24 protein-coding genes and 1 pseudogene are annotated in these 21,528 nt (G+C 70.2%); 15 read left to right on the top strand and 10 right to left on the bottom strand.

Annotation, left to right across the window (positions count from 1 at the left end):
* A pseudogene (locus tag MO1_RS12895) lies at positions 1 to 388 on the bottom strand (HNH endonuclease); the annotation flags it as partial.
* A 279-nt stretch (positions 389 to 667) separates the two neighbouring features.
* The gene (locus MO1_RS12890; protein WP_060916233.1) at positions 668 to 913 is read right to left on the bottom strand and encodes a hypothetical protein; all 246 of its coding nucleotides are present in this window, start codon (positions 911 to 913) and stop codon (positions 668 to 670) included.
* Positions 914 to 1,116: 203 nt separating this feature from the next.
* Between MO1_RS12890 and MO1_RS12885 the strand changes: the two genes are divergently transcribed.
* The 4 genes from MO1_RS12885 (at position 1,117) to MO1_RS12870 (ending at position 5,658) form a co-directional block, all read left to right on the top strand.
* The gene (locus tag MO1_RS12885; RefSeq protein WP_036311411.1) at positions 1,117 to 2,124 is read left to right on the top strand and encodes an SDR family oxidoreductase; all 1,008 of its coding nucleotides are present in this window, start codon (positions 1,117 to 1,119) and stop codon (positions 2,122 to 2,124) included.
* A 73-nt stretch (positions 2,125 to 2,197) separates the two neighbouring features.
* Complete coding sequence (locus MO1_RS12880; protein ID WP_060916232.1) at positions 2,198 to 2,974, top strand: thioesterase family protein; 777 nt, start codon at positions 2,198 to 2,200, stop codon at positions 2,972 to 2,974.
* Positions 2,971 to 3,831: an SDR family oxidoreductase gene (locus MO1_RS12875; RefSeq protein WP_060916231.1), complete on the top strand. Its 861-nt coding sequence runs from the start codon at positions 2,971 to 2,973 to the stop codon at positions 3,829 to 3,831. Before MO1_RS12880 ends, MO1_RS12875 begins: the two co-directional genes overlap by 4 nt.
* A gap of 174 nt (positions 3,832 to 4,005) precedes the next feature.
* Positions 4,006 to 5,658, top strand: coding sequence for an FAD-binding dehydrogenase (locus MO1_RS12870; RefSeq protein WP_060916230.1), 1,653 nt, complete (start codon positions 4,006 to 4,008; stop codon positions 5,656 to 5,658).
* A gap of 94 nt (positions 5,659 to 5,752) precedes the next feature.
* On the opposite strand, the gene MO1_RS12865 is transcribed toward MO1_RS12870, so the two are convergent.
* The 3 genes from MO1_RS12865 to MO1_RS12855 all read right to left on the bottom strand — a co-directional run bounded on the left by MO1_RS12865 (position 5,753) and on the right by MO1_RS12855 (position 7,623).
* Positions 5,753 to 6,343 (bottom strand): sigma-70 family RNA polymerase sigma factor, encoded by a 591-nt coding sequence (locus MO1_RS12865; protein WP_060916229.1) that lies wholly within the window; start codon positions 6,341 to 6,343, stop codon positions 5,753 to 5,755.
* Positions 6,344 to 6,442: 99 nt separating this feature from the next.
* The gene (locus MO1_RS12860; protein ID WP_060916228.1) at positions 6,443 to 7,381 is read right to left on the bottom strand and encodes a Clp protease N-terminal domain-containing protein; all 939 of its coding nucleotides are present in this window, start codon (positions 7,379 to 7,381) and stop codon (positions 6,443 to 6,445) included.
* A complete protein-coding gene (locus tag MO1_RS12855) occupies positions 7,378 to 7,623 on the bottom strand; it encodes a hypothetical protein (protein WP_060916227.1) in 246 nt (81 codons plus the stop codon). Before MO1_RS12855 ends, MO1_RS12860 begins: the two co-directional genes overlap by 4 nt.
* A gap of 128 nt (positions 7,624 to 7,751) precedes the next feature.
* Here MO1_RS12855 and MO1_RS12850 point away from each other — a divergent pair, with 128 nt between their 5' ends.
* Together MO1_RS12850 and MO1_RS12845 are read left to right on the top strand one after the other, a co-directional pair.
* Positions 7,752 to 8,582 carry an aldo/keto reductase gene (locus MO1_RS12850; RefSeq protein ID WP_060916226.1) on the top strand — a complete coding sequence of 277 codons (831 nt, stop codon included), beginning with the start codon at positions 7,752 to 7,754 and terminating at the stop codon, positions 8,580 to 8,582.
* Between the two features lie 129 nt (positions 8,583 to 8,711).
* A complete protein-coding gene (locus MO1_RS12845; RefSeq protein ID WP_036311433.1) occupies positions 8,712 to 10,223 on the top strand; it encodes an MATE family efflux transporter in 1,512 nt (503 codons plus the stop codon).
* Positions 10,224 to 10,373: 150 nt separating this feature from the next.
* On the opposite strand, the gene MO1_RS12840 is transcribed toward MO1_RS12845, so the two are convergent.
* Positions 10,374 to 10,841, bottom strand: a complete 468-nt coding sequence (locus MO1_RS12840) for a DUF4188 domain-containing protein (protein WP_036311436.1) — start codon at positions 10,839 to 10,841, stop codon at positions 10,374 to 10,376.
* 68 nt (positions 10,842 to 10,909) lie between these two features.
* Between MO1_RS12840 and MO1_RS12835 the strand changes: the two genes are divergently transcribed.
* The 4 genes from MO1_RS12835 (at position 10,910) to MO1_RS12820 (ending at position 14,126) form a co-directional block, all read left to right on the top strand.
* Positions 10,910 to 11,524, top strand: a complete 615-nt coding sequence (locus MO1_RS12835) for a MerR family transcriptional regulator (RefSeq protein WP_036311438.1) — start codon at positions 10,910 to 10,912, stop codon at positions 11,522 to 11,524.
* A 29-nt stretch (positions 11,525 to 11,553) separates the two neighbouring features.
* The gene (locus MO1_RS12830) at positions 11,554 to 12,351 is read left to right on the top strand and encodes an alpha/beta fold hydrolase (RefSeq protein WP_060916225.1); all 798 of its coding nucleotides are present in this window, start codon (positions 11,554 to 11,556) and stop codon (positions 12,349 to 12,351) included.
* A 197-nt stretch (positions 12,352 to 12,548) separates the two neighbouring features.
* Entirely contained in the window at positions 12,549 to 13,541 is a 993-nt protein-coding gene (locus MO1_RS12825) for a DUF2332 domain-containing protein (RefSeq protein ID WP_060916224.1), read from the top strand.
* Positions 13,542 to 13,673: 132 nt separating this feature from the next.
* A complete protein-coding gene (locus MO1_RS12820) occupies positions 13,674 to 14,126 on the top strand; it encodes an iron chaperone (protein ID WP_036311445.1) in 453 nt (150 codons plus the stop codon).
* On the opposite strand, the gene MO1_RS12815 is transcribed toward MO1_RS12820, so the two are convergent.
* The gene (locus tag MO1_RS12815) at positions 14,101 to 15,243 is read right to left on the bottom strand and encodes a PQQ-dependent sugar dehydrogenase (protein ID WP_060916223.1); all 1,143 of its coding nucleotides are present in this window, start codon (positions 15,241 to 15,243) and stop codon (positions 14,101 to 14,103) included. The genes MO1_RS12820 and MO1_RS12815 overlap by 26 nt on opposite strands.
* A gap of 96 nt (positions 15,244 to 15,339) precedes the next feature.
* Here MO1_RS12815 and MO1_RS12810 point away from each other — a divergent pair, with 96 nt between their 5' ends.
* Both MO1_RS12810 and MO1_RS12805 read left to right on the top strand, forming a co-directional pair.
* Positions 15,340 to 15,981: a hypothetical protein gene (locus MO1_RS12810; RefSeq protein ID WP_036311449.1), complete on the top strand. Its 642-nt coding sequence runs from the start codon at positions 15,340 to 15,342 to the stop codon at positions 15,979 to 15,981.
* Entirely contained in the window at positions 15,978 to 16,340 is a 363-nt protein-coding gene (locus tag MO1_RS12805) for a hypothetical protein (protein ID WP_036311451.1), read from the top strand. Before MO1_RS12810 ends, MO1_RS12805 begins: the two co-directional genes overlap by 4 nt.
* 36 nt (positions 16,341 to 16,376) lie before the next feature.
* Here MO1_RS12805 and purB read toward each other — a convergent pair whose 3' ends face one another.
* Together purB and MO1_RS12795 are read right to left on the bottom strand one after the other, a co-directional pair.
* Entirely contained in the window at positions 16,377 to 17,759 is a 1,383-nt protein-coding gene (gene purB / locus MO1_RS12800) for an adenylosuccinate lyase (RefSeq protein WP_060916222.1), read from the bottom strand.
* Between the two features lie 26 nt (positions 17,760 to 17,785).
* Positions 17,786 to 18,220: a low molecular weight protein-tyrosine-phosphatase gene (locus MO1_RS12795; RefSeq protein WP_235186092.1), complete on the bottom strand. Its 435-nt coding sequence runs from the start codon at positions 18,218 to 18,220 to the stop codon at positions 17,786 to 17,788.
* Between the two features lie 179 nt (positions 18,221 to 18,399).
* Between MO1_RS12795 and MO1_RS12790 the strand changes: the two genes are divergently transcribed.
* Positions 18,400 to 18,693, top strand: coding sequence for a hypothetical protein (locus MO1_RS12790; RefSeq protein WP_060916221.1), 294 nt, complete (start codon positions 18,400 to 18,402; stop codon positions 18,691 to 18,693).
* On the top strand, positions 18,693 to 19,985 hold the full coding sequence (locus tag MO1_RS12785) for an alpha/beta hydrolase family protein (RefSeq protein ID WP_060916220.1): 1,293 nt from the start codon (positions 18,693 to 18,695) through the stop codon (positions 19,983 to 19,985). Before MO1_RS12790 ends, MO1_RS12785 begins: the two co-directional genes overlap by 1 nt.
* On the opposite strand, the gene MO1_RS12780 is transcribed toward MO1_RS12785, so the two are convergent.
* Complete coding sequence (locus tag MO1_RS12780; RefSeq protein WP_036311463.1) at positions 19,957 to 20,349, bottom strand: phage holin family protein; 393 nt, start codon at positions 20,347 to 20,349, stop codon at positions 19,957 to 19,959. The two genes, MO1_RS12785 and MO1_RS12780, sit on opposite strands and share 29 nt — an antisense overlap.
* A 48-nt stretch (positions 20,350 to 20,397) precedes the next feature.
* On the opposite strand from MO1_RS12780, the gene MO1_RS12775 reads away from it, so the two are divergent.
* Positions 20,398 to 21,462 (top strand): histidinol-phosphate transaminase, encoded by a 1,065-nt coding sequence (locus MO1_RS12775; RefSeq protein ID WP_036311466.1) that lies wholly within the window; start codon positions 20,398 to 20,400, stop codon positions 21,460 to 21,462.
* Positions 21,463 to 21,528: the final 66 nt, after the last annotated feature.

Raw genomic sequence — 21,528 nt, 5'->3', positions numbered from 1 at the left:
TTTCCTGGGGCAGCACCCCGGCCGCATCCACGATCGCCCGCACATGCTCCCGCACGATCCGCCCCGACTCCCACGCAGCAACCGCCGCAGGAAACCCCTCGATGATCGTCCGCGCTTCACCTATCCGCCGTTGCACCGTGCGATCGGTGGTCCGGAGAACTCCACCGACCTCGGCCGCGATCGACCGCAAGGCCATGTCGTGGAGTCGGACTTTCGCGTTCGCGGAGATCGCTTGCGCCTCTGCGAGACGCCCGGCCGCGGCCAGTACGCGCAGCTCGGCGATCTGCGCGGCAGCGACCTGGCGCGCGACGTCCGAGGCGTCCGCGACGATGCCCGCCAGAGTGGCGAGATAGTTCTCGCCACCGGGGGTTTCCGTCGCTTCCGTCATGCCTCGACTCTCTCACCAACCTCCGACATCGACATCGGACTCGGCACCCCCCGACCGGCCCGCTCGGAGGGGCCGTCAGCCGGATCCGTGCCAGCGTCCCCAACCCCATTGGTGCATCCACCGTGGGCGCTGTCCCGTTCGCCGTCGCCGTGCGCCGGCGAACGGCGATTCCCGCGGGCGCGCAGAGGCAGGGCCAGCTCGCTCTCCGTGAGCACCCACGGCCGCGGCATCCTGCAATGCGACTACGCCGGCGTCGCGCCCCTGACCTGAGTCGGCCGCCTACGCCGCGTCCGTCTCCACGTCGCCGTTCGCGATGGCGTCAGCGTAGGTGCGCAGGTCGGGTCCGGGCTCCCAGTCGATGAACCGGTCCTTCAGCTTGCCCGTCAGGGCGGCGAAGGCCTCGTCCGAGGTCATCTCCGTCCCGGAGGACGCGAGTTCCACCACGGCCTCTCGGAGAACCCGATCGGCGTCGTCGAGGATCTTCGCGTGCGCTTCGTCATTCCAGCGGATCTCTGAGCTCTTCATGCGGGGACGCTAACCCCGGGAGAGGATGTCTGGGCTCGGGGTTGCGCTCGCCAACGAGATGCGCATGCGCCTGTACCCCATCCCCGCACCCCTGGCAACCGCATACCCCGCCTTCCGTCCCGACCGAAAGATGGCCTGAGCGGTCGAGGTTCGACATCCGCGGGCTCACCGAGCTCCGGTCGGGATCCCGCGGAGGAGTCCACGTGAGCAACCCCACATCCCGAGGCGTCGCGGTCGTCACCGGCGGCAGCGCAGGACTCGGAAGGGCCATCGTCCGCGAACTCGCCGACCGCGGCTGGGATGTCGCCGTCCTCGCCCGCGGCCGTGACGGTGTGGATGCCGCGACCGCCGAGGTCCGTGCGAAGGGTCGACGCGCCCACGGGGTCTCCGTCGATGTCGCCGACCACGCCGCCGTCGACGCTGCTGCGGCCGAGGTCGAAGCGGAGCTCGGCGAGATCGACCTGTGGGTCAACAACGTCATGTCGGGCGCCATCGCGACCTTCCTCGACACGACCCCCGAGGACTACGAGCGGGCAACCCAGGTCACCTACCTCGGCACCGTCAACGGCACCCGGGCTGCCCTGACCCGGATGCGGCAGCGCGACCGCGGACACATCATCCAGATCGGCTCGGCTCTGGCGCACCGCGGCATCCCTCTTCAGGCGGCCTACTGCGGCTCGAAGCACGCCGTCCACGGCTTCACCGACTCGGTCGTCTCCGAGCTCACGCACGAGGGCAGCGCCGTCGCCGTCTCGATCGTCGACATGCCGGCGCTGAACACCACCCAGTTCGGCTGGGTGAAGTCGCCGTTCTCGACGCACCCGCAGCCGGTGCCCCCGATCTACCAGCCCGAGGTCGGCGCACGCGCCGTCGGCGACGTCGCCGACAAGCCGCGCCGCCGCACCTGGGTGGGGGAGTCGACCGTCGGCCTCGTGCTCGGCACCCGCGTCGCCGGACGGTTCATGGACTGGTACCTCGCGAAGAACGCGTGGGAGGGCCAGTTCGCGCCCGACAAGGGCTCGTCGACGACGCCCCCGAACCTGTGGGAGCCGGTGCCCGGCGACCACGGTGCCCACGGCGCATTCGACGACCGGGCGCGCGGCGAGAGCATCCAGACCCGCGCACTGCGGCACCGGCGCGGGCTGTACTCCGCGGCATCCGTCGCCGGCGTCGCGGCACTCGCCGGAGTCGTGAAGCTCCTGCGCCGCTGACCCACTGCGCATTGAACCACCGCGGCGTTGAAACTCTGCGGCCCTGTGCGGGGCGCGGGTAGCATCCGTACTCGTGCCCTACTTCGATCGCGCTGATGCGACCAGGTTCCGGCCGACCCCGCTCACCGGGGGAGCCTGGAACGTCGCCGAGCTGCACGTCGCACCGCCGATCGGCCTCCTCGCCCACGCGATCGAGGTCGATCACGCCGCACGCAGCCCGCAGCGGATGCAGCTGTCGCGCCTGTCGGTCGACATCCTCGGTGTCATCGCGATGGACGACGTCGAGGTCATCTGCCGGGTGCTGCGACCGGGACGGAGCATCGAGCTCGTCGAGGCGACCCTCGCGCAGGCCGGCCGACCCGCGCTCATCGCGCGCGCCTGGCTGCTGCACACCCGTGACACCGACGCCCTTGCTGGTTCCGGGCACCCGGCGATGCCGCCGCGCGACGCTCTCGAACCGGTCGACCCCTCGTCGGCGTGGCCGGGCGAGTTCATCGCGACTGTAGGCGAGGTGCGCCGCCGCCAGGAGGAGCCCGGCCGGGCGTGGACGTGGATCCTCCCCGCCATCCCGCTCCTCGACGGCGAACGTGTCTCGACCACCGCCCGCCTCGCCTCGCTCATCGACATCGCCAACGGGGTCACCCCGCGCGCCGACCCGTGCGAGGTCGCGTTCCCGAACCTCGACCTCACCCTGCATCTCGTGCGCGGGCCCGAGGTCGGCTGGATCGGTTTCGACACCACCGTCACGTTCGGCGCGACCGGCCTCGGGATGACGCACACCGTCCTCCACGACGAGCGCGGCGTCGTCGGCTCCGTCGTCCAATCCCTCACCGTCAGGCCGAATAAATGACCTTCCCCCTCGCCGGCAAGACGGCTCTCGTCACCGGCGTCTCGCGCCGTCGCGGCATCGGTTTCGCCGTCGCATCCCGCCTCGCCGAGCTCGGCGCGAGCGTCTTCGTGCAGCACTGGCGCCCTCACGACCTCGATCAGCCGTGGGGCGGAGACGACCTCGGCGCTGTGCGTGGCGGCATCCGCTCATCGCTCATCGGAGAGGCGATGTTCGGTGACGCCGAGGTGGATCTGACGGATGCCGCGGCGATCCCGGGCCTCATCGACGCCGCCGCTGCCCTCACGGGGCGCCTCGACATCCTGGTCTGCAATCACGCCAAAAGCGGCGACGACGGCAGCATCCTCGACATGACCGCGGAACGCCTCGACGCGTTCTGGGACACGAACGCCCGCTCGACGCTGCTGCTCACGGCGGAGTTCGCTCGCCGCCTGGCTCCGCCGCAGTCCGGGCAGCGGCGTCCCGGCGACGTGATCGAGGGCGCGAAGCCCTACGCGGAGCCGACCGGCCGCGTGTTCTGGATGACGTCCGGGCAGGGCCATGGCGCGATGCGCGGCGAGGTCGCCTACGCGACGAGCAAGGCGGCGCTCGCGGGCATCACCCGCACGGTCGCAGCGGAACTGCTCGAGCTCGGCATCGTCCTCAACACCGTGAATCCCGGGCCGGTCAACACCGGGTACATGGATCCCGACACCGCCGACCGCGACACGTCGGGGATCGAGGAGTGGCTCGGCTCGACGCCGTTCGGCCGCGTCGGCGTGCCGACCGACCCCGCGGCGCTCATCGGCTGGCTCTCGACCGCCGAGGGCGCCTGGATCGTCGGTCAGGTGCTCACGAGCGACGGCGGCTTCAGTCTGTAACGGCGCTCCGGGTGACGTTTGCACGACTGTTGGTGCAGGAGTCGCTTCGGGCGGCCCGCGAGTGGTCACCCGCCCCAGCGGTCGTGCATCTGTCACGGCGTCGGGAGCGTCGCGGCGGCTTAGAGTCGCTTCAGCGCTCGTCACGGTGGACGGGCCGGTCGAAGGAGACAGCGCATGACAGCGGATGCCGCGGACGCGATCGTCGTCGGAGCCGGACTCGCCGGGCTGGTCGCCGCCTCCGAACTCCTCGACGCGGGCAAGCGGGTTCTCATCGTCGAGCAGGAGCCCGAGGCGAGCTTCGGTGGTCAGGCCTGGTGGTCGTTCGGCGGACTGTTCCTCGTCGACTCGGCCGAGCAGCGCCGACTCGGCGTCAAGGATTCCCTCGAACTCGCGCGGCAGGACTGGTTCGGCTCGGCCGGCTTCGACCGCCCCGAGGACCGCTGGCCGCGCGCGTGGGCGGAGGCGTACCTCGAGTTCGCCGCCGGTGAGAAGCGGGCATGGCTGCGGGAGCGCGGCATCCGCTTCTTCCCCGTCGTCGGATGGGCTGAGCGCGGCGGCGATCGTGCGACGGCGCACGGCAACTCCGTGCCGCGGTTCCACATCACGTGGGGCACCGGTCCGGGTGTCCTCGACCCCTTCGTCCGCCGCGTGCTCGAGGGGGTTGCGACCGGCCGCGCGCGCATCGCGTTCCGGCATCGTGTCGACCGGCTCGAGGTCGAGGACGGCGCCGTCGTCGGCGTGAGCGGCGCCGTGCTCGCGCCCGACTCCGCCGAGCGCGGCGCCCCGAGCAACCGCGACGAGACGGGCGAGTTCTCGTTCCGCACCGGGGCGGTCCTCGTCTCGAGCGGCGGTATCGGCGGCAACCACGACCTCGTCCGCGCACAGTGGCCCGCCCGCATGGGTCGCGCGCCCGAGTCGATGCTCTCCGGCGTTCCCGCGCACGTCGACGGACGGATGCTGGGGGTCGCCGGGACCGCCGGCGCCCACCTGATCAACGGCGACCGCATGTGGCACTACGTCGAGGGCATCCAGAACCACAGCCCGGTGTGGCCGCGCCACGGCATCCGGATCCTCCCCGGGCCGTCATCGCTGTGGCTGGATGCCACCGGTCACCGCCTGCCCACGCCGCTGTTCCCCGGGTTCGACACGATCGGCACGCTCGAGCACATCGTTCGCGGCGGACACGATCACAGCTGGTTCGTGCTCAACCAGGCGATCCTGAAGAAGGAGTTCGCCCTGTCGGGCAGCGAGCAGAACCCCGACCTCACGGGCAAGGACCTGAAGCTCCTCGCGGGGCGGTTGAAAGCCGGCCGGGCCACTCCGCCGGTCGAGGCCTTCAAGGAGCGCGGCGCGGACTTCATTGTCGCCGACACGGTTCCGCACCTGCTCGAGCGGATGCGGGCGGCATCCCCTCTTCTCGACGTCGACCGCGTGCGGCTCGAGCTCGAGGCGCGCGACCGCGAGATGACGAACCCGTTCACGAAGGACGCGCAGGTGACTGCGGTGCGCCAGGCGCGCAGATACCGCGGCGACAAGCTGCTGCGCGTCGCGACGCCGGGCCCGATCGCCGACCCGAAGGCGGGGCCACTCATCGCGGTGAAGCTGCACATCATCACGCGCAAGAGCCTCGGCGGCATCGAGACCGATCTGTCCGGCCGGGCGCTCGCCGCGTCGGGGGAGCCGATCCCCGGGTTGTACGCCGCGGGCGAGGCGAGCGGCTTCGGCGGCGGCGGCGTGCACGGCTACCGCGCGCTCGAGGGGACCTTCCTCGGCGGGTGCATCTTCTCCGGACGCGCCGCCGGCCGCGCGATGGCAGGCGCGGTCTAGGCGCCGCGCGTGCTCTGCTGTCGCAACACGCCGTCAGGTGCCGCAGTTCGCGACGGGCGAGCGCCGACGGATGCCGCTACGCTGACGGATGCCGCTAAGCGACCGCTCCCGTGGGCGGCGGCTGGATCGGAAACGACCCCGTCGGCGGCAGGGGGATCGCGGCCGTGACCGGCCGAGCGGCGTCACGCAGCTGATCGAGGGCGCTGCGGGTCATCGACTTCACGGTGCTCAGCGGAGCCTCGGTCATCGCGGCGATCTCGGGCTGGGTGTACCCGCCGAGGTAGGCGAGCGAAACCGCGCGCTCCTGGTCGTCGGGCAGCTTTCGCAGCTGCCGGTGGCTGGCGGCGGTGCGGTTCGGCTCGTGCACCGCGGATGCCCCTGGGGCTTCCGCACGGGTTGCGCGCAGACGCTCGACCGCGTGGCGGTGCGCGATCGCGAGGATCCACGTGCGAGGCGGCGTCCGGCGCGCGCTGTACCGCCGCGCGTCAGTCCACACCGACGCGAAAGCCTTCTGGAGGACGTCTTCGGCGAGATCTCGGTCGCCCGTCACGCGCACGGCGAGGCCGAAGGCCGCCGCCGATGTCGCGTCGTACACGCGGGCGAATGAGGCGACGTCACCGGTTGCCGTCTGGGCGAGGAGTCGCACCAGCTCGGCATCCGTCGCGGACACGGGTGTTTCCGACATGACTGAATGGTGCGCTTTCGCAGGCTCGGCCACGAACGCTTGCCGAGGAGCGGACGCAGTGCTAGGCGAATCCATTCATGTGAATCGCTTCACCTGTTGTCAGCGCAACGCCGCGCCGATGGAGGCGCCCAGTCGTGCCACCTGCATGGCCACGACGAGGCGGTACACCGGCGCCATCACCGGTCCGAGCGCAGCTCGCCGTCGGCGCTGCGGGCGCTCCCAGGCGTAGTCGATGTGCACCATCGTCCCGCCCGCGGCGGGCTCGAGCCGGAGGCTGATGCGACGCTCGTTGGCCCGCGGCGCGTCGGGGTAGCGGAACGTCCAGCTGACGCGGTGCGCGTCGACATTCCTCGTCCGCGCGATCTGCAGACGGCGGAACGCGGGCTTCGCCGTCACCTCGTCGCGAGGGGACCCGATCCACCCACCCCCGGAATCTCCGGTGACATGACCGACCGACTCCTCCCACTCGGGCAGGCGTTCCGCGCTGCTGATGAGCGCCCACGTGTCGTGGATGGATGCTGCGACGAAAGCGGCGGCGGATCGGGCGAGCGGGTGCGGCCGTCGAACCGATACCGCGGGCGGCAGCGCGGTTGCAGCGTCCAGACGGTCCCGCAGCTCCTCCGCCGACACGTCCATCCGACGCAACAGCGATGCGATGGCTCCGCTCGGCTCTGCCAGCACGCGACGCAGGATGCCGGCGGTCGTCCCGTCGCCGGATGCCGTCAGCAGCTTCTCGGCGACAGGCGTCCAGGTCCAGCCCGCTCCGGGGCCTATGGAAATCGGTCCGGGCGTGATCTGCGCGCCGGTCATCCCAAGCGACGAGAGCTGCTCGGCCTCTTCGGCAGCGACAGCGGAGCGAACCGCGGCGACGGTCACTCCGGACGCCCGCAGCACCTGGCCGGCATCCGACGCGTCGAGGGTGAGGGCGAGGAGCAGATGCTCGACACCGAGCTCGCGACGGTCGACGCGGGATGCCTCCTCCATCGCGTGCTGCGTCAGTCGATGCGCGTTCCCGATCGCGGTCGTCATCTTGCTCATGCTCGCCTCCGGGGTACCTCGATGGACGGGTCGATCCGCTTCGCGTACTTCTTGTGCACGGCCTGGCGCGTGACCCCGAGTGCATCGGCGACGCCCTGCCAAGTCATTCCGGCTCGGAGCGCCGCCTCGACCTGCCGGAGCTCGAGGGTGTCGGCCAAGACCCGCAGTGAAGCAACAGCTCGCAGCCCTGCCTTCGGGTCGGAGGTGTCGCTCGCGACCTCGATAGCACCGGGACTTCTCATGAAAGCAACCTTGGTTGACAGGCGTCCGCTTTGTCAACCTTTGTTGCTCGCCGCCGCGCCCGTTGCCGCATCCGTCACGTTTCGTCAAGGCATAGGGATCGCTCATCCAGCGGTGGAAGGCTGAAGCCATGACCGTTCCCACACTCGCACTCAACGACGGACACACCATTCCCCAGCTGGGCTTCGGCGTCTTCCAGGTCGACCCGGCCGAGGCCGAGCGCATCGTCAGCGTCGCCCTCGAAGCCGGCTACCGCCACATCGACACCGCCGCCGTCTACGGCAACGAAGAGGGTGTCGGTCGCGCGATCGCCGCCTCCGGCGTCCCGCGTGACGAGCTCTTCATCACCACGAAGCTGTGGAACTCCGAGCAGGGCCGCGACACCGCTCGCCCGGCGATCGAGTCGAGCCTCGAGAAGCTCGGGCTCGACTATGTCGACCTGTACCTGATCCACTGGCCGCGCCCCGACAAGGATCGCTATGTCGAGACCTGGCAGCAGCTCGAGACCTTCCAGGCTGAGGGCCTGTCGCGCTCGATCGGTGTCTCGAACTTCCACCAGCCGCACCTCCAGCGCCTGTTCGACGAGACCGACACGGTGCCTGCGGTCAACCAGATCGAGCTCCACCCGGCCTTCGCGCAGCGTGAGCTTCGCGCCTTCCAGGAACCGAAGGGCGTCCTCACGGAGTCGTGGGGTCCGCTCGGCCAGGGCAAGTACGACCTGTTCGGCGAGAAGGCCGTGGCGGATGCCGCCGCCGCCCACGGCGTGAGCCCGGCTCAGGTCGTCATCCGTTGGCACCTGCAGGAGGGCCTCATCGTCTTCCCCAAGTCCTCCACCCCGGAGCGCATCGTGACGAACTTCGACGTGTTCGGCTTCGAGCTGACCGCCGACGAGGTATCGGCCATCGGCGCACTCGACCGCGGTCAGCGCGTCGGTGCCGACCCGGACACCGCCACGTTCTGATCCACTCCGCGAGAGAGGGGCGCCGAGAAATCGGTGCCCCTCTTTTTCGTCTGACCCCCTTTCGGCACTCAGGTGGGGATCGGTACAATCGATCGTCCTCGAATCGATTCGAAATCCCCGAAAGCCCGCATGGCCACCTCCCTGACGACGGGCCGCCCCTGGCGCGTCATCCTCCTGTTCACCCTGCCGCTCATGATCGGCAACGTGGTGCAGCAGATGTACCACTTCGCCGACACGATCGTCGTGGGCCGGCTGCTCGGCGTGGACGCGCTCGCCGCCGTGGGCGCGACGGGCAGTCTGCTGTTCCTGCTGCTCGGCTTCGCGTGGGGTCTGACCTCCGGGTTCGCGATCCCGACCGCGCAGGCCTACGGAGCGATGGATGCCGCCGGTGTCCGCCGGTCCGTCGCAACCGGCGCCGTGCTCAGCGGGATCACGACCATCCTCCTGACCGTCGGCGCGCCGCTGCTCGCCCACCCTGCGCTCGTCTTGCTGCAGACGCCGCCCGAGCTCCTGGCCGACGCGACGATCTTCACGCAGATCAGCTTCCTCGGCGCTGGCGCGCTGATGTTCTTCAACTTCCTGTCCGCCGTCATTCGTGCGATCGGCGACTCGCGGACACCGCTCATCTTCCTCATCGTCTCGTGCGGCCTCAACGTCGTCCTCGTCATCGCGGCGATCGCGTGGCTGGGGATGGGCGTCGCCGGTGCCGCGCTCGCCACCGTCATCGCGCAGGCTGTGTCGGTCCTCCTGTGTCTCGAGTTCGTTCGCCGCCGCATCCCTGAACTGCACCTCCGCCGCGAGGACTGGCGCATCACGCGCGTCGACATCGTTCGCCACTTGCGCCTCGGCCTGCCGATGGGCTTCCAGGCGTCGATCATCGCGATCGGCGCGCTCACCGTGCAGGTCGCGCTCAACACGCTCGGCGGCGAGGCGATCGCGGCGTACACCGCGGCATCCCGCGTCGACGGTCTCGCGGTCGCGCTGCTCCAGTCGATGTCGCTCGCGGTCTCGATGTACGTGGCGCAGAACTACGGCGCCGGCCGCCCCGACCGCATCCGTCGCGGTGTGGTGCAGGCCACGTGGATCGCGATCGGCACGGCGGTGGCCCTCGGCATCCTGCTCATCTCGTTCGGCGGGCCGATCGTTCGCATCTTCGTCGGTGATGGGGCGGATGAGGTCGTGCACCTCGCGGTCTCGATGCTCGTGATCAACGGCCTCAGCTACACAGCGCTCGGTGTGCTCTTCGTGACGCGCGGTGCGCTGCAGGGTCTCGGCAACGCCGTCATCCCGACGGTCACCGGGGTCGTCGAGCTCATCGCGCGAGCCGCGGCGGCCATCCTGCTGGGGTCGCTCTTCGGCTTCATCGGCGTTGCCTGGTCGAACCCGCTCGCGTGGATCTCGGCCGCCGTCATCCTCATCCCGTCGTACATCCGCGCGCACAAGCGGCTCGCGACGATGCCGATGGCTCCGATGACGATCACGCCGACGACACCCATCGCGGTCATCGGACCGGTCGACGGATCGATGACGGTCGAGACGGTCGTCACCCAGCCGGTGCCGCTGCCCGCATACCCGTCACGGATGCGTCAGGTCCTCCGCCGTCGCTCCGGCTCGGCTCGGCGACTCACGCGCAAGCGCTGACGTCGGGGTTCGCGCGGTGGTGCCGCGGTGTCGCGCGCTCCCGCTGCAGCTGAGGTCCCATTCCGGCCGGGGATGCGACCGCCATTCCCGGCCCGATCGGGGCCTCGCGGTGACGCCACTTCGCGGGCGCCCCACCCGCCCCGCAGCGGCTCACGCGGTCGCGCCGTCGTCCAGGCGTGCCCGCGCCCGGTCGTGGCGGCGGCCGATCTCGACCAGTCCGGTCGCGGCACCGAGACCCATCGGGGGAGTGTCGACGTAGATCGACTCGGCGGCGGCGACCCGATAGGTCTCGTGCCACACGCCGATCGCGCCAGGGTGCTTGCGCGCGTTGCGGTTGAAGGCTGTCCAGGCGGGACGGTGCGCCTGCTCGGGTGCCGACGCGTAGGCGTAGAGCTTCTCGAGCGACGACCAGTACTGCACGAGGTACGGGCCGCGCCGTCCGACGAGCATCGTCGAGCCGAGCAGGCCGGACTCCGGGTCGCTGAACAGCTCGCCGAGCATCCTCGGCATGGCGGCCGAGATCGGCATCCACACGTCGGGGCGCCACCACTTCTTGATCGTCATGCCGAGGTGGAAGACGACGAGTTCGCCGTCGTGCGAGTGGGTCATCCGAGCCATGTCGATGCCTTTCGATAGTGTCGCTATCTAGAATGGATAGCGGTACTATCGATGTCAAGGGGGAATCGATGCGGATCTCAGAACTCGCCGCCGAGACGGACGTCCCGGTGGCGACGATCAAGTACTACCTGCGCGAGAAGCTGCTCCCCGAGGGCGAGCGGACCTCCGCGACGCAAGCCGTCTACGGCCCCGCACACGTCGAGCGACTGCGGCTGATCCGCGCGCTCGCGGACTCGGGCGTCGGCATCGCCGCCTCCCGCCGGGTCATCACGGCGCTCGACGATCCGCCCGCCAACCCGAGCCACCTCCTCGGCATGGCGCACACCGCTGTGTCGCCGCCCGTCGACGCCGCCCTCGACCTGACCGCTGCCGCCGCGCTGATCTCGCGATGGGGATGGCAGCCCGAGTCCTGCGATCCGCAGCAGGTCGCCGGCGTCGCGCGCGCCCTCGGCACCCTCGATCGAGCCGGATTCACCGTGCCTGAGACCACTATGGATGCCTACCTCGCCGGCATCCGGCGCATGGTCGAGGCCGAGATCGACGCCATCCCGACGACGTCGTCGGATGCAGCGGTGCGCTACGTCGTGCTCGGGACGGTGCTCGTCGAACCCCTGCTCCTGGCCCTCCGTCGCGTCGCCGAGGAGCTCGTTTCGGGAGAACGGTTCGGCGACGCCGGTTCCTGAGAGGAACCTGAGGGGTGCACAATCGGGGGATGACCACCGTCTTCCCCGCGCTCACCGAGACTCCCGATCCGCAGTTCGTCATGGTCGGCGACGGGTATCGGATCGCGACGTACGAGTGGGGACTGGCGGATGCCCCGACGGTGCTCCTCGTGCACGGGTTCGCCTCGAGCGCGCGTGACAACTGGGTCAACACCGGGTGGGTGCGCGACCTGCTGCGCGCCGGATACCGCGTGCTCGCCGTCGACCAGCGCGGTCACGGCGCGAGCGACAAGCCCCACGTGGCCGAGGCCTACGCCCTCCGCACGATGGTCACCGACGTCGAGGCCGTGCTCGACACCTACCTCGTCGACGAAGCGCTGTACGTCGGCTACTCGCTCGGCGCGCGCGTCGGGTGGGAGGTCGCTCGCGACCTGGAGCCCCGCATCCCGCGCGTCGTCCTCGGCGGCGTTCCCGACGGCGTGCCGCTCGGGCGGCTCGATCTCGACCAGGTGCAGGCGTACGTCGACGAGGGCACGCCGGTGACGGATGCCGTGACCCACAACTACATCTCCCTCACCGAGCGGGTGCCCGGCAATGACCTGCGCGCGCTGCTGGCGATCGCCCGCGGCATGCGCGCGACCGGAACCGTCGACCCCGACCCCGGCAAGGCTCCCGGTCAGCCGGTGCTCTTCGCGACGGGGACGAAGGACGGGATCATCGAAGGCTCCCGCTCGCTCGCTGCCGCGACCCCGCACGGCCGCTTCGTCGAAATCCCCGACCGGCACCACTTCAACGCGCCCGGTTCCCGCGCGTTCCGCGAGGCCGCGCTGGCGTTCCTCGCGGAGTAGGAGGCGCGCCGCGCGCCGCGCGCGCCTCGCGAGCCCCGCTCCGCGCGCCCAGCGGTGCGGCGCGGTGCGCCTCACCCAGCGGCGTCCCACACCCCTCGCGGATTCGGAGAACGGCGCCGGATTCGGACGCGCAAGCGCTGACGCATCCGAATCCGCAGCACATCTCCGAATCTGCGGCGCCGCACTACGCTCACCCCATGACAGACCTTTCGTCGTGGGGCGTCGCGTCCGATTCGCCGACCGCCGAGCACTACCGCACCTTCGGCGCGCTCGAGGCTCCCGGCTCGTCCGCCGTGTACGAGAACTGGGCGCTGGGGGTCGCGGACGACGCCGAGATGCTCGCGCTGATCGACGAGCTCCCGCGCACGAAGCGCCAGGCGAACCTCGTCTTCGCCGCGATGCGCGTCGCCGGCGTGCCCGTCTCACCGTGGACGGATGCCCGTCGTGACGCGATCGCGCAGTGGCCGCGCATCCGCGACATCGCGCTCACGCACGCGACGCAGACGAACGAGGCCGCGCGCTGCGCCGTACTCCTGCCGCAGCTGGCCCGCATACCGGGACCGCTCGCTCTCCTCGAAGTCGGCGCCTCTGCAGGTCTTTGCCTCTACCCCGACCGGTATTCGTACCGGTACACCGGCGACGACGGCACCGTCACCTCGCTCGACCCCGCCGCCCCGACCGGCGTCGTGATCGACTGTCGCATCGAGAACGCCGCGCCGCCCGCCGGCCTTCCCGAGGTCGTCTGGCGAGGCGGCATCGACCTGAACCCGCTCGATCCGGCCGACCCCGAGACGCTCGCGTGGCTCGACGCGCTCGTGTGGCCCGAGCACGACGACCGGCGCGCCCGGCTCCGCGCCGCCGTCGCGGTGGCGGCATCCGACCCGGCTCCGATCCGCGCCGGTGACCTCAACGACCTGATCGCGGATGCCGCGGCATCCGCCCCCGACGATGCGACCCTCGTCGTGTTCCACACGGCGGTGCTCGCCTATCTGAGCCCCGAAGACCGGGACCGGTTCCGCCGCACGATGACCGATACGGATGGGGTCTGGCTCTCGAACGAGGGGCTCGGGGTGTTCCCCGAGTTCGAGAGCATCGTGCCGCCGGGGGAGCGGCACCGTTTCGTCCTCGCGGTCGACGGTGAGCCCGTGGCGCTGACGCATCCGCACGGGCGCAGTTACCGCGCGCTCTGATCCTCCGGGGACGCCACGTGCTGGGCGAGCCGGGCCACCCGAAACTTCGCGTCCCCGGAATAGCGCGGGCCCCTCGCCCCGGACCCCCGCACCTGGCAACATCGGCAACAGAACCCCGGAAGGAACGACACCATGGCAGGCAAGACCAGCGAGGGCGCCGGATTCAGCGACGCCGAGAAGGCTGCGATGAAGCAGCGCGCGGACGAGCTCAAGGCGATGAAGGGCCTCAAGGGCCTCGCAAAGATCGAGAAGGAGAATCAGGCCTGCCTCGACGCCATCGAGGCGCTCGAGGGCACCGACCGCATCATCGCCGAGCGGGTGCACGTCATCGTGCTCGAGGAGGCGCCGCATCTGAACCCCAAGACGTTCTACGGCTTCCCGGCCTATGCGAAGGACGGCAAGGTCGTCGTCTTCTGGCAGCCGGCATCCAAGTTCAAGACGCGCTACGGCACCGTCAGCTTCGACGAGACCGCGCAGCTCGACGACGGCCCCATGTGGCCCGTCTCGTTCGCGGTGATCGAGATGACGGATGCCGTGGAGCAGCGCATCCGCGAACTCGTCAGGGCTGCGGCACCGCGAGACTGACGATCCGGTCGTCGCCCGTGCGCGGCGATCCTCGTCCGTCGGTGTTGTTCGTGAGGACGAAGACCGTGCCGTCGGGGCCGACCGTGACGTCGCGGAGTCGCCCGTACTCGCCGGCGTACAGCTCGGTTGATGACGACGGATCGGCGACCGGCACCGCGCGCAGCACTCGGCCGCGGAGGTTTGCGATGAGGATCGTGTCGTCCACGATGGCGATGCCGCTTGGGCTGGCGGCATCCGTCGACCAGGTCTGCACGGGATCGATGAAACCATCGTCCTCGCCGCCGGTGCCCTCGACGTACGGCCAGCCGTAGTTGCCGCCCGGTTCGATGACATTGAGCTCGTCGCGGTAGTTGCGACCGAACTCGCTCGCGAACATCGTGCCGTCCTCAGCCCAGGCGAACCCCTGCACGTTGCGGTGACCGAGGCTGTAGACGGGCGACTGCGGGTCGGGGTTGTCGGTCGGGATGGAGCCGTCGGGCGCGATCCGCAGGATTTTGCCCGCCAGCGAACGCGGGTTCTGCGAGGCGGGCTCGTCGCTCGTGTCGCCGTTCGCGATGTAGAGCATGCGGTCGGGTCCGAACGCGATACGACCGCCGTTGTGATGGGTGCCCGCCGGCATCCCGTCGATCACCGGTGTCGGCTCGCCGAGTCGGTACGAGCCGGGTTCGCCCGCGATCACGTATCGCTCCACTCGATTGCCGCTGCGGGCGGTCGAGTAGACGTAGAGAGCGTCCCCGTCGGTCGCGAGCCCCAACAGGCCGCCCTCGTCGCTGTGCACGACGTCGTCCACCGTGTCGACGACGCGGGTCTCGCCGTCGGGCGCCACCTCGAGGATCCGGGCGGAGTCGCGCTCGCTCACGAAGACGGTCTCGCCGAGAACGGACATCGACCACGGCGCCTCGAGCCCGCTCGCGACCGTCCGCGGCGTCTTCGGCGCAGGCGACGGCGTCTGCGTCGGTGTGGGAGTGGGCGGCGGGGTCGGGCTCGCGGAGGGCGTCCGCGACGGGGTCGGCGACTCGGCGGCGGGTTCCTCCGGTGCCGAGCATCCGCTCAAGAGCAGGGCCGCGGCGATGCCCGCCCCGGTGATCGAGGAGGCACTGCGGCGACGCGAGGACATGCACCCAGTCAACCGCATCCCGGCCCGCGGAGGACGGCATCAGGCGAACGACCTAAACTGGGGGCATCCCCGTTCCTGTCTGTGAGAAACACGCCTGTGTCTGACGCTGCCCCCCGCACCTTCGAGGTGCGACACCTGCAGATGGGTCGCGCCCTTTTCGCGGCGCTCGCGGCGATCATGATCACGTTCTCCGTCGATCACTCGGCGCAGGTCGGCATGGCCGTCTTCAGCGGCTTCGCCATCGCGACCGCCCTCGTCCTCCTGCTGTCGGTGTGGCTCGTCTTCCCCGCCGGCGATCGTTGGCAGGCGGTGCTCCTCGGCAGTCTCACATTCGTGGCGGGCATGATCGCGAGCTTCCCGGCGCTGCGCACCGACGACGGCTTCTTCACGACGGTCCTCGTGTGGGCCCTCGTGACCGGCTCCGCGGAGTTGATCATCGGTATCCGCGAACGGAGCCGTGGCAATGCGGCCGCGCGCGAGGCGATCTTCGTCGGGGCGCTCACGCTCATCCTCGGGGTCGCCCTGACCTTCATTCCGCGCGACTACCTGCTCGAGTACTACATCGACCAGGCGCGGCGATCCTTCACCCTGACCGGCATCACGATCGGCGTCGGTGTGCTGGGCGGCTACGCGGCGATCGTCGCCGTATACCTGGGAATCGCGGCGTTCTCGCCCCGACCCGACGCGGCGGCTGCCGTCGAGACGGCTGACACGGATGCCGCTGGAGGCCACTCATGAGCGAGAAGAACCCCACCCGTCGGGACCTGATGCGTCCCGTCCACCTGCTTGGCTTCGCGTTGCTGGCGGCTGTGTTCGCCGGTGTCGTCACCCTCGTCTCGATGGGCGTCCTGCAGGACCAGCGTCCGGGAAGCACCGTCGATCAGCACCTCCGCGCCTGGGTCGTCGCCGGCATCGTCGCGGGGATCACGTTCATCGCGACGCTCGTGATCATGGCCCTGTCGCTCCTCGCCGTCGACCCTGTGAAGGCCAGCCGGCCCGTCGATCGCGGCCTGCTGCTCGACCCCGAGGACGAGACCCCGTCCGACGCGAGCGAGGGCGGCGCCGGTCGCGGCCACGCCCCCCCGTCCGGGCACTGACCCCGGCGCCGCGCGCTACCCGCGCCCCAGCCCGACTCAGCCGAGCAGGTCGACCAGCCGGTCGGCGAGTCCCGCGTAGCCCGCGGGCGTGAGCGCGAGCAGGCGCTGCTTCGCGGCATCCCCGATGTCGAGACCCTGCACGAACTCGGCGAGCTCGGGCGCGCCGACCCGACGGCCGCGCGTGAGGTCCTTCAGGAGCGCGTACGGATCGGTGATCTGCGAGCGGCCCGCGACGATCTCGGCACGGACGACGGTCTGGATCGCCTCGGCGAGGACCTCCCAGTTCGCGTCGAGGTCCGCCAGCAGCACGTCGCGCGAGAGCGAGATCTCCGTCAGGCCGCGCAGCAGGTTGTCGAGGGCGAGCAGCGAGTGCCCGAACGCGACGCCGATGTTCCGCTGCGTCGTGGAGTCGGTGAGGTCGCGCTGCTGACGCGACGTCACAAGGGTTGCGGCGAGCGTGGCGAACAGGCCGCTCGCGATCTCGAGGTTCGCCTCGGCGTTCTCGAAGCGGATCGGGTTGATCTTGTGCGGCATCGTCGACGATCCGGTCGCACCGGCGACGGGGATCTGGGCGAAGAAGCCCATCGAGATGTAGGTCCACACGTCCGTCGCGAGGTTGTGGAGGATGCCGCCGGCGTGACGTGCGCGGTCGTACAGCTCTACCTGCCAGTCGTGCGACTCGATCTGCGTCGTCAGCTCGTTGAAGCCGATGCCGAGACCCTCGATGAACTCGCGCGACAGCGCGGGCCAGTCGACGTCGGGCTCGGCGGCGAGGTGCGCCGACCAGGTGCCCGTCGCACCCGAGAACTTGGCGAGGTAGTCGCCGCCGGCGATCTGGTCGGCCACCCGCTGCAGGCGCCATGCGAAGACGGCGAGCTCCTTGCCCATCGTCGAAGGCGTCGCCGGCTGCCCGTGCGTGCGCGACAGCATGACGGCATCCCGGTGCTCTTCGGCGAGAGCCGTCAGCGAGGCGATCACGGACTGCAGCTTCGGCAGCCAGACCCGCTCCACGGCGCGCTGCACCGTGAGGGCGTACGACGCGGAGTTGATGTCCTCGCTCGTGCAGGCGAAGTGCGTGAGCTCGGCGATGGCGCCGAGTCCGAGCGACGAGAGGCGGTCGCGCACGAGGTACTCGATCGCCTTCACGTCGTGGCGGGTGACGGCTTCCTTCTCGGCGAGCCAGCCGATCTCCTCGGCGCCGAAGTCGCGGTAGAGGTCGCGGAGCGACTCCTTCTGCGCGTCGGTCAGCGCCGACGACCCGAACAGGCCGCGGTCGGTGAGCGCGATGATCCACTCGACCTCCACCTCGACGCGAGCCCGGTTGAGGCCCGCTTCGGAGAGGTACTCGGCGAGGGGGGCGACAGCGGGTGCGTAGCGCCCGTCGAGGGGGCTCAGCGACATCGAGGGCAGGGAGGACACGCGACTCCGTTCGGTGGGGGATGCGCTCACCGGCGAAGCGCGGGTTCGAGCTGCCGGAACAGAGCCCGGCTGGCGCTCTCGATCATACCGAGCACCTCGTCGAACATCGCGGGTCCCCCGTAGTAGGGGTCCGGCACGTCGAGGACGCCGTCGCCGCGCGAGTCAAAGCTCAGCAGGAGCGCGAGCTTGTCGACGTCTGCGGGGCTCCGCGCCCACTCCGACAGGATCCGCTCGTGTGATCGGTCGAGGGCGATGACGAGGTCGTTGCTGTCGAAGTCGTCACGGGAGAACTGTCGCGCCCGGTGCCGGGTCCCGTCGTACCCGCGTCGGTCGAGAGCGTCGAGGGTGCGGCTGTCCGCCCGCTCGCCGACGTGCCACTCGCCCGTGCCGGCGCTCGTCGAGACGACGCGGTCGCCGAGTCCCGCCTGATCGGCGAACCACCGGAACACGACCTCCGCCATCGGGGAGCGGCAGATGTTCCCGGTGCACACGAAAACCACGCGAAAAGCATCATCGGGCGCGGGCACCACTCCATTGTGCTGATCCAAGCGCCTTCTGCACAGTGCGAGACGGTCCTGCGGCATCCACCATCGGTTCCCGGCGCTGTGTCGAACCGGATGCCGCGGCTCACAGTCGACGCATGTCCGATGTGCTCGCGCCGTCCCGATACCTGTGGGGCGCCCCTCTCGAGGAGCGGCTCGCGACCCTCGATGAGGCGCTCGCTCTGCTGCGACAGGCCGACGATCAGGCCCTCGTCCTGCTCGACGAGGTCCGGCGACTGGCGCACGTCGTGGACTGGGAGGCGACGGCTGCCGATGCATTCCGTGCCGCTGTCGACGCGTGGCATGACGAGCTCGCCCAGCTCGTGTCGGCGATCGAGGGGGCGATCCAGCAGACGCAGAAGGATCGGCACTGGATGGAGGCGGTCGGCTGATGGGCGACCTCGAGATCCGAAGCGGGCGGGTCGTCGCCGTTGACACGGAGACGCTCCGCCATGCGGCGGCGCAGGCTGAGCTGGCTGTCGCCGGCGCGGAGACGCTTCACGCCACGCTCAGCCACGCCGACCAGCTGCTCGGCATCACCCTGATCGGGGGCACGGCTGCGCATCCGGTGACGGCGGCCGCGACGGTGGGCGAGCGGGGACGGATGCTGGTGAGCGCCCTGCGTGACACCGCGACCGCGTATGAGCTGGTCGAACTGCGGGCGCAGCAGGCGGCCGCTGCCCTGGGCGATGCGGGTGATCGCCGAGACGCCGTCCTCCTCACCCGCCGGATCGGGCAACTCGAGGCATCCTCTCCTGCAGTCGCCGAGCTCGCGGATCAGGCATTCGCCGAGGCTCCGAACCCGTTCGCGACGGTGGGTGACGAGCTGACCTGGTCGAGTCTTCTGTTCGGCGCGCTGGGCGCGTCGGTGGTAGGTCTGTACGGCGCGGGGACGCGCGTGATCCGCTCCGCAGGGAAGGGGGCGATCCCTGACGGCAGCAGGCTCGTGGGAACGCCCAGGACGCCGACGGTCGAGCTGATCGCGTTCCGCAAGGGCACGGCGCCCGATTCGATGGCTGCCCTCGCCCGGCGTCAACCGTCCACGGAGCGCCCCGGCGACATCCGAGTCGAGCGGTACACGATGCCCGGCGGTCAGCATCGGTTCGCGCTCTACGTCTCGGGAACCCGGACCACGGGCGACGTCGGGGCTTTCGGCATGCCGTCGAATGTGCCGCTGTACCTCGGGGCCGCGTCGTCGTCTTACGAGTCCGCGCGCATCGCCCTCGACAAGGCCGGCGCGAAGCCGGGCGACTCCGTCATGGTCAGCGGTCATTCACAGGGAGCCATGATCGCGAGCCGCCTCGCACTCGAGGAGGAGTATGAGGTGCCCATGCTGGTCGGTTTTGGAAACCCGGTGCAGGCGGACGTGGGAGCCGACACACTCCAGATCGACTTCCGCCACAGCGATGACCTCGTGCCGCTCCTGGCCGCGGGAGGACACGACGGTTCCATCGGCGCGACCGGGAGCATGGTCGTCGAGCGGAACGTCAGTCCGTGGCCGGGGATCGATTCCCACCAGATGGACGCCTACACGAAGACCGCCGAGATGCTCGACGACTCATCGGATCCGCGGATGGATGCCGTGCGGCAGCGCCTGGCCGAGATCAGCCGGGCGGAATCGGTCGAGGTGTTCGTCTACGACACCGAGGAGGGCGTCACGCCTTCGTCTGCGGACGCAGGATGATCCCGAAGACGAAGTTGATGATCGAGATGATCAGCGCTGCGACGACGCCGAGCCAGAACGACTCGACCGTGAGGCCCCAGCCCCACCAAGCGGTGAACCAGCCGGTCAGCCAGAACAGGAACCCGTTGATCACGAGGGAGATGAGTCCGAGCGTCAGGATATAGAGCGGGAAGGCGACGATCTTCAGGATCGTGCCGATCACGGTGTTCACGATCGCGAAGACCGCGGCGACTGCCAGGAGCGACAGGACGAGCTGCAGCGTCTCGCCCGGGGCGAACGGGGTGACGTCGACGCGCAGCGGCTCGATGAGGGTGACAACCCAGATCGCGAACGCGTTGATCACGACGCGGATGAAGAAGCGCATGCTCGCAGTCTTCCACGCCGTCCGACCGCACGCTCGTAGACTCATCGCGTGACCGACATCCCCGTCCGGGTTCGCCCCGAGATCGCCGCGCTCCCCTCGTACAAGCAGGGCAAGCAGGCCGGCGCCACCGCGTACAAGCTCTCCAGCAACGAGAACCCGTTCGATCCGCTCCCCGGCGTCGTCGCCGCTGTGCGCGATGCGGTCGCGTTCAACCGCTACCCCGACGCGCTCGCCGGCCGACTGCGTGCCCGGCTCGCCGATCGGTTCGGGGTGACGGATGACCGCATCCACATCGCCGCCGGCTCGGTCTCGATCCTGTACCAGCTCGCTCAGGCCGCAGCATCCACCGGCGATGAGATCGTTCTGCCGTGGCGGTCGTTCGAGGCGTACCCGGGCATCGTGACCGTCACCGGCGCTACCCCCGTGATGGTGCCGTTGACGGATGCCGCCGCCGTCGACCTGCCCGCGCTCGCCGCTGCCGTCACCGAGCGTACCCGGGCCGTGTTCGTCTGCACCCCGAACAACCCCACGGGCGCCGTCGTCTCGCAGGCGGACTTCGACGCGTTCGTCGCGGCCATCCCCTCCGATGTCCTGATCGTCCTCGATGAGGCCTACGTCGAGTTCGTGACGGATGCCTCCGCCGTCAACGGCGAGCGGGTGATCGCCGCCGGTCACGACAACGTGGTCGTCCTCCGCACCTTCTCGAAGGCCTACGGACTCGCGGGACTGCGTATCGGCTACGCCGTCGGGCACCCCCGCATCCTCGACGTGGCGCGGAGTGCCGGCATCCCTCTCTCCGTCACGGCGCAGGCCGAGGCGGCAGCTCTCGCGAGCCTCGACGCCGAGGACGAGCTGCGCGAGCGCGTCGCGGTCGTCGCGGAGCGCCGCGACCGACTCGTCACGCGGCTGCGGGAGATCGGCTGGGACGTCCCGACCGCGCAGGGCAACTTCGTCTGGCTGCCGGCGGGCGATCGATCGCTCGAGGTCGCGGCGGCGTTCGAGGCGGCCGACCTCGTGGTCCGGCCGTTCGCCGGCGACGGTGTGCGGGTCTCGGTGGGTGAGGACGAGTCGATCGAGCTCGTCGTAGCCGTCGCAGCATCCGTTCTGGCCTGACCACGCCGTATACGAACGCGCCCCCGGAGCCCTGAGGTGGGCTTTCGGGGGCGCGTTGTGTCGCTC

Source organism: Microbacterium oleivorans NBRC 103075 (assembly GCF_001552475.1).
Lineage (GTDB): Bacteria > Actinomycetota > Actinomycetes > Actinomycetales > Microbacteriaceae > Microbacterium > Microbacterium oleivorans.
This window is presented reverse-complemented; position numbering and strand designations above follow the sequence as displayed.

Coding starts and splice junctions, on each gene's coding strand:
- MO1_RS12890 (WP_060916233.1), bottom strand. CDS start 913: ATGAAGAGCTCAGAGATCCGCTGGAATGACGAAGCGCACGCGAAGATC.
- MO1_RS12875 (WP_060916231.1), top strand. CDS start 2,971: ATGACCTTCCCCCTCGCCGGCAAGACGGCTCTCGTCACCGGCGTCTCG.
- MO1_RS12870 (WP_060916230.1), top strand. CDS start 4,006: ATGACAGCGGATGCCGCGGACGCGATCGTCGTCGGAGCCGGACTCGCC.
- MO1_RS12865 (WP_060916229.1), bottom strand. CDS start 6,343: ATGTCGGAAACACCCGTGTCCGCGACGGATGCCGAGCTGGTGCGACTC.
- MO1_RS12860 (WP_060916228.1), bottom strand. CDS start 7,381: ATGAGCAAGATGACGACCGCGATCGGGAACGCGCATCGACTGACGCAG.
- MO1_RS12855 (WP_060916227.1), bottom strand. CDS start 7,623: ATGAGAAGTCCCGGTGCTATCGAGGTCGCGAGCGACACCTCCGACCCG.
- MO1_RS12850 (WP_060916226.1), top strand. CDS start 7,752: ATGACCGTTCCCACACTCGCACTCAACGACGGACACACCATTCCCCAG.
- MO1_RS12845 (WP_036311433.1), top strand. CDS start 8,712: ATGGCCACCTCCCTGACGACGGGCCGCCCCTGGCGCGTCATCCTCCTG.
- MO1_RS12840 (WP_036311436.1), bottom strand. CDS start 10,841: ATGGCTCGGATGACCCACTCGCACGACGGCGAACTCGTCGTCTTCCAC.
- MO1_RS12835 (WP_036311438.1), top strand. CDS start 10,910: ATGCGGATCTCAGAACTCGCCGCCGAGACGGACGTCCCGGTGGCGACG.
- MO1_RS12830 (WP_060916225.1), top strand. CDS start 11,554: ATGACCACCGTCTTCCCCGCGCTCACCGAGACTCCCGATCCGCAGTTC.
- MO1_RS12825 (WP_060916224.1), top strand. CDS start 12,549: ATGACAGACCTTTCGTCGTGGGGCGTCGCGTCCGATTCGCCGACCGCC.
- MO1_RS12820 (WP_036311445.1), top strand. CDS start 13,674: ATGGCAGGCAAGACCAGCGAGGGCGCCGGATTCAGCGACGCCGAGAAG.
- MO1_RS12815 (WP_060916223.1), bottom strand. CDS start 15,243: ATGTCCTCGCGTCGCCGCAGTGCCTCCTCGATCACCGGGGCGGGCATC.
- MO1_RS12805 (WP_036311451.1), top strand. CDS start 15,978: ATGAGCGAGAAGAACCCCACCCGTCGGGACCTGATGCGTCCCGTCCAC.
- MO1_RS12795 (WP_235186092.1), bottom strand. CDS start 18,220: ATGGCGGAGGTCGTGTTCCGGTGGTTCGCCGATCAGGCGGGACTCGGC.
- MO1_RS12790 (WP_060916221.1), top strand. CDS start 18,400: ATGTCCGATGTGCTCGCGCCGTCCCGATACCTGTGGGGCGCCCCTCTC.
- MO1_RS12785 (WP_060916220.1), top strand. CDS start 18,693: ATGGGCGACCTCGAGATCCGAAGCGGGCGGGTCGTCGCCGTTGACACG.
- MO1_RS12780 (WP_036311463.1), bottom strand. CDS start 20,349: ATGCGCTTCTTCATCCGCGTCGTGATCAACGCGTTCGCGATCTGGGTT.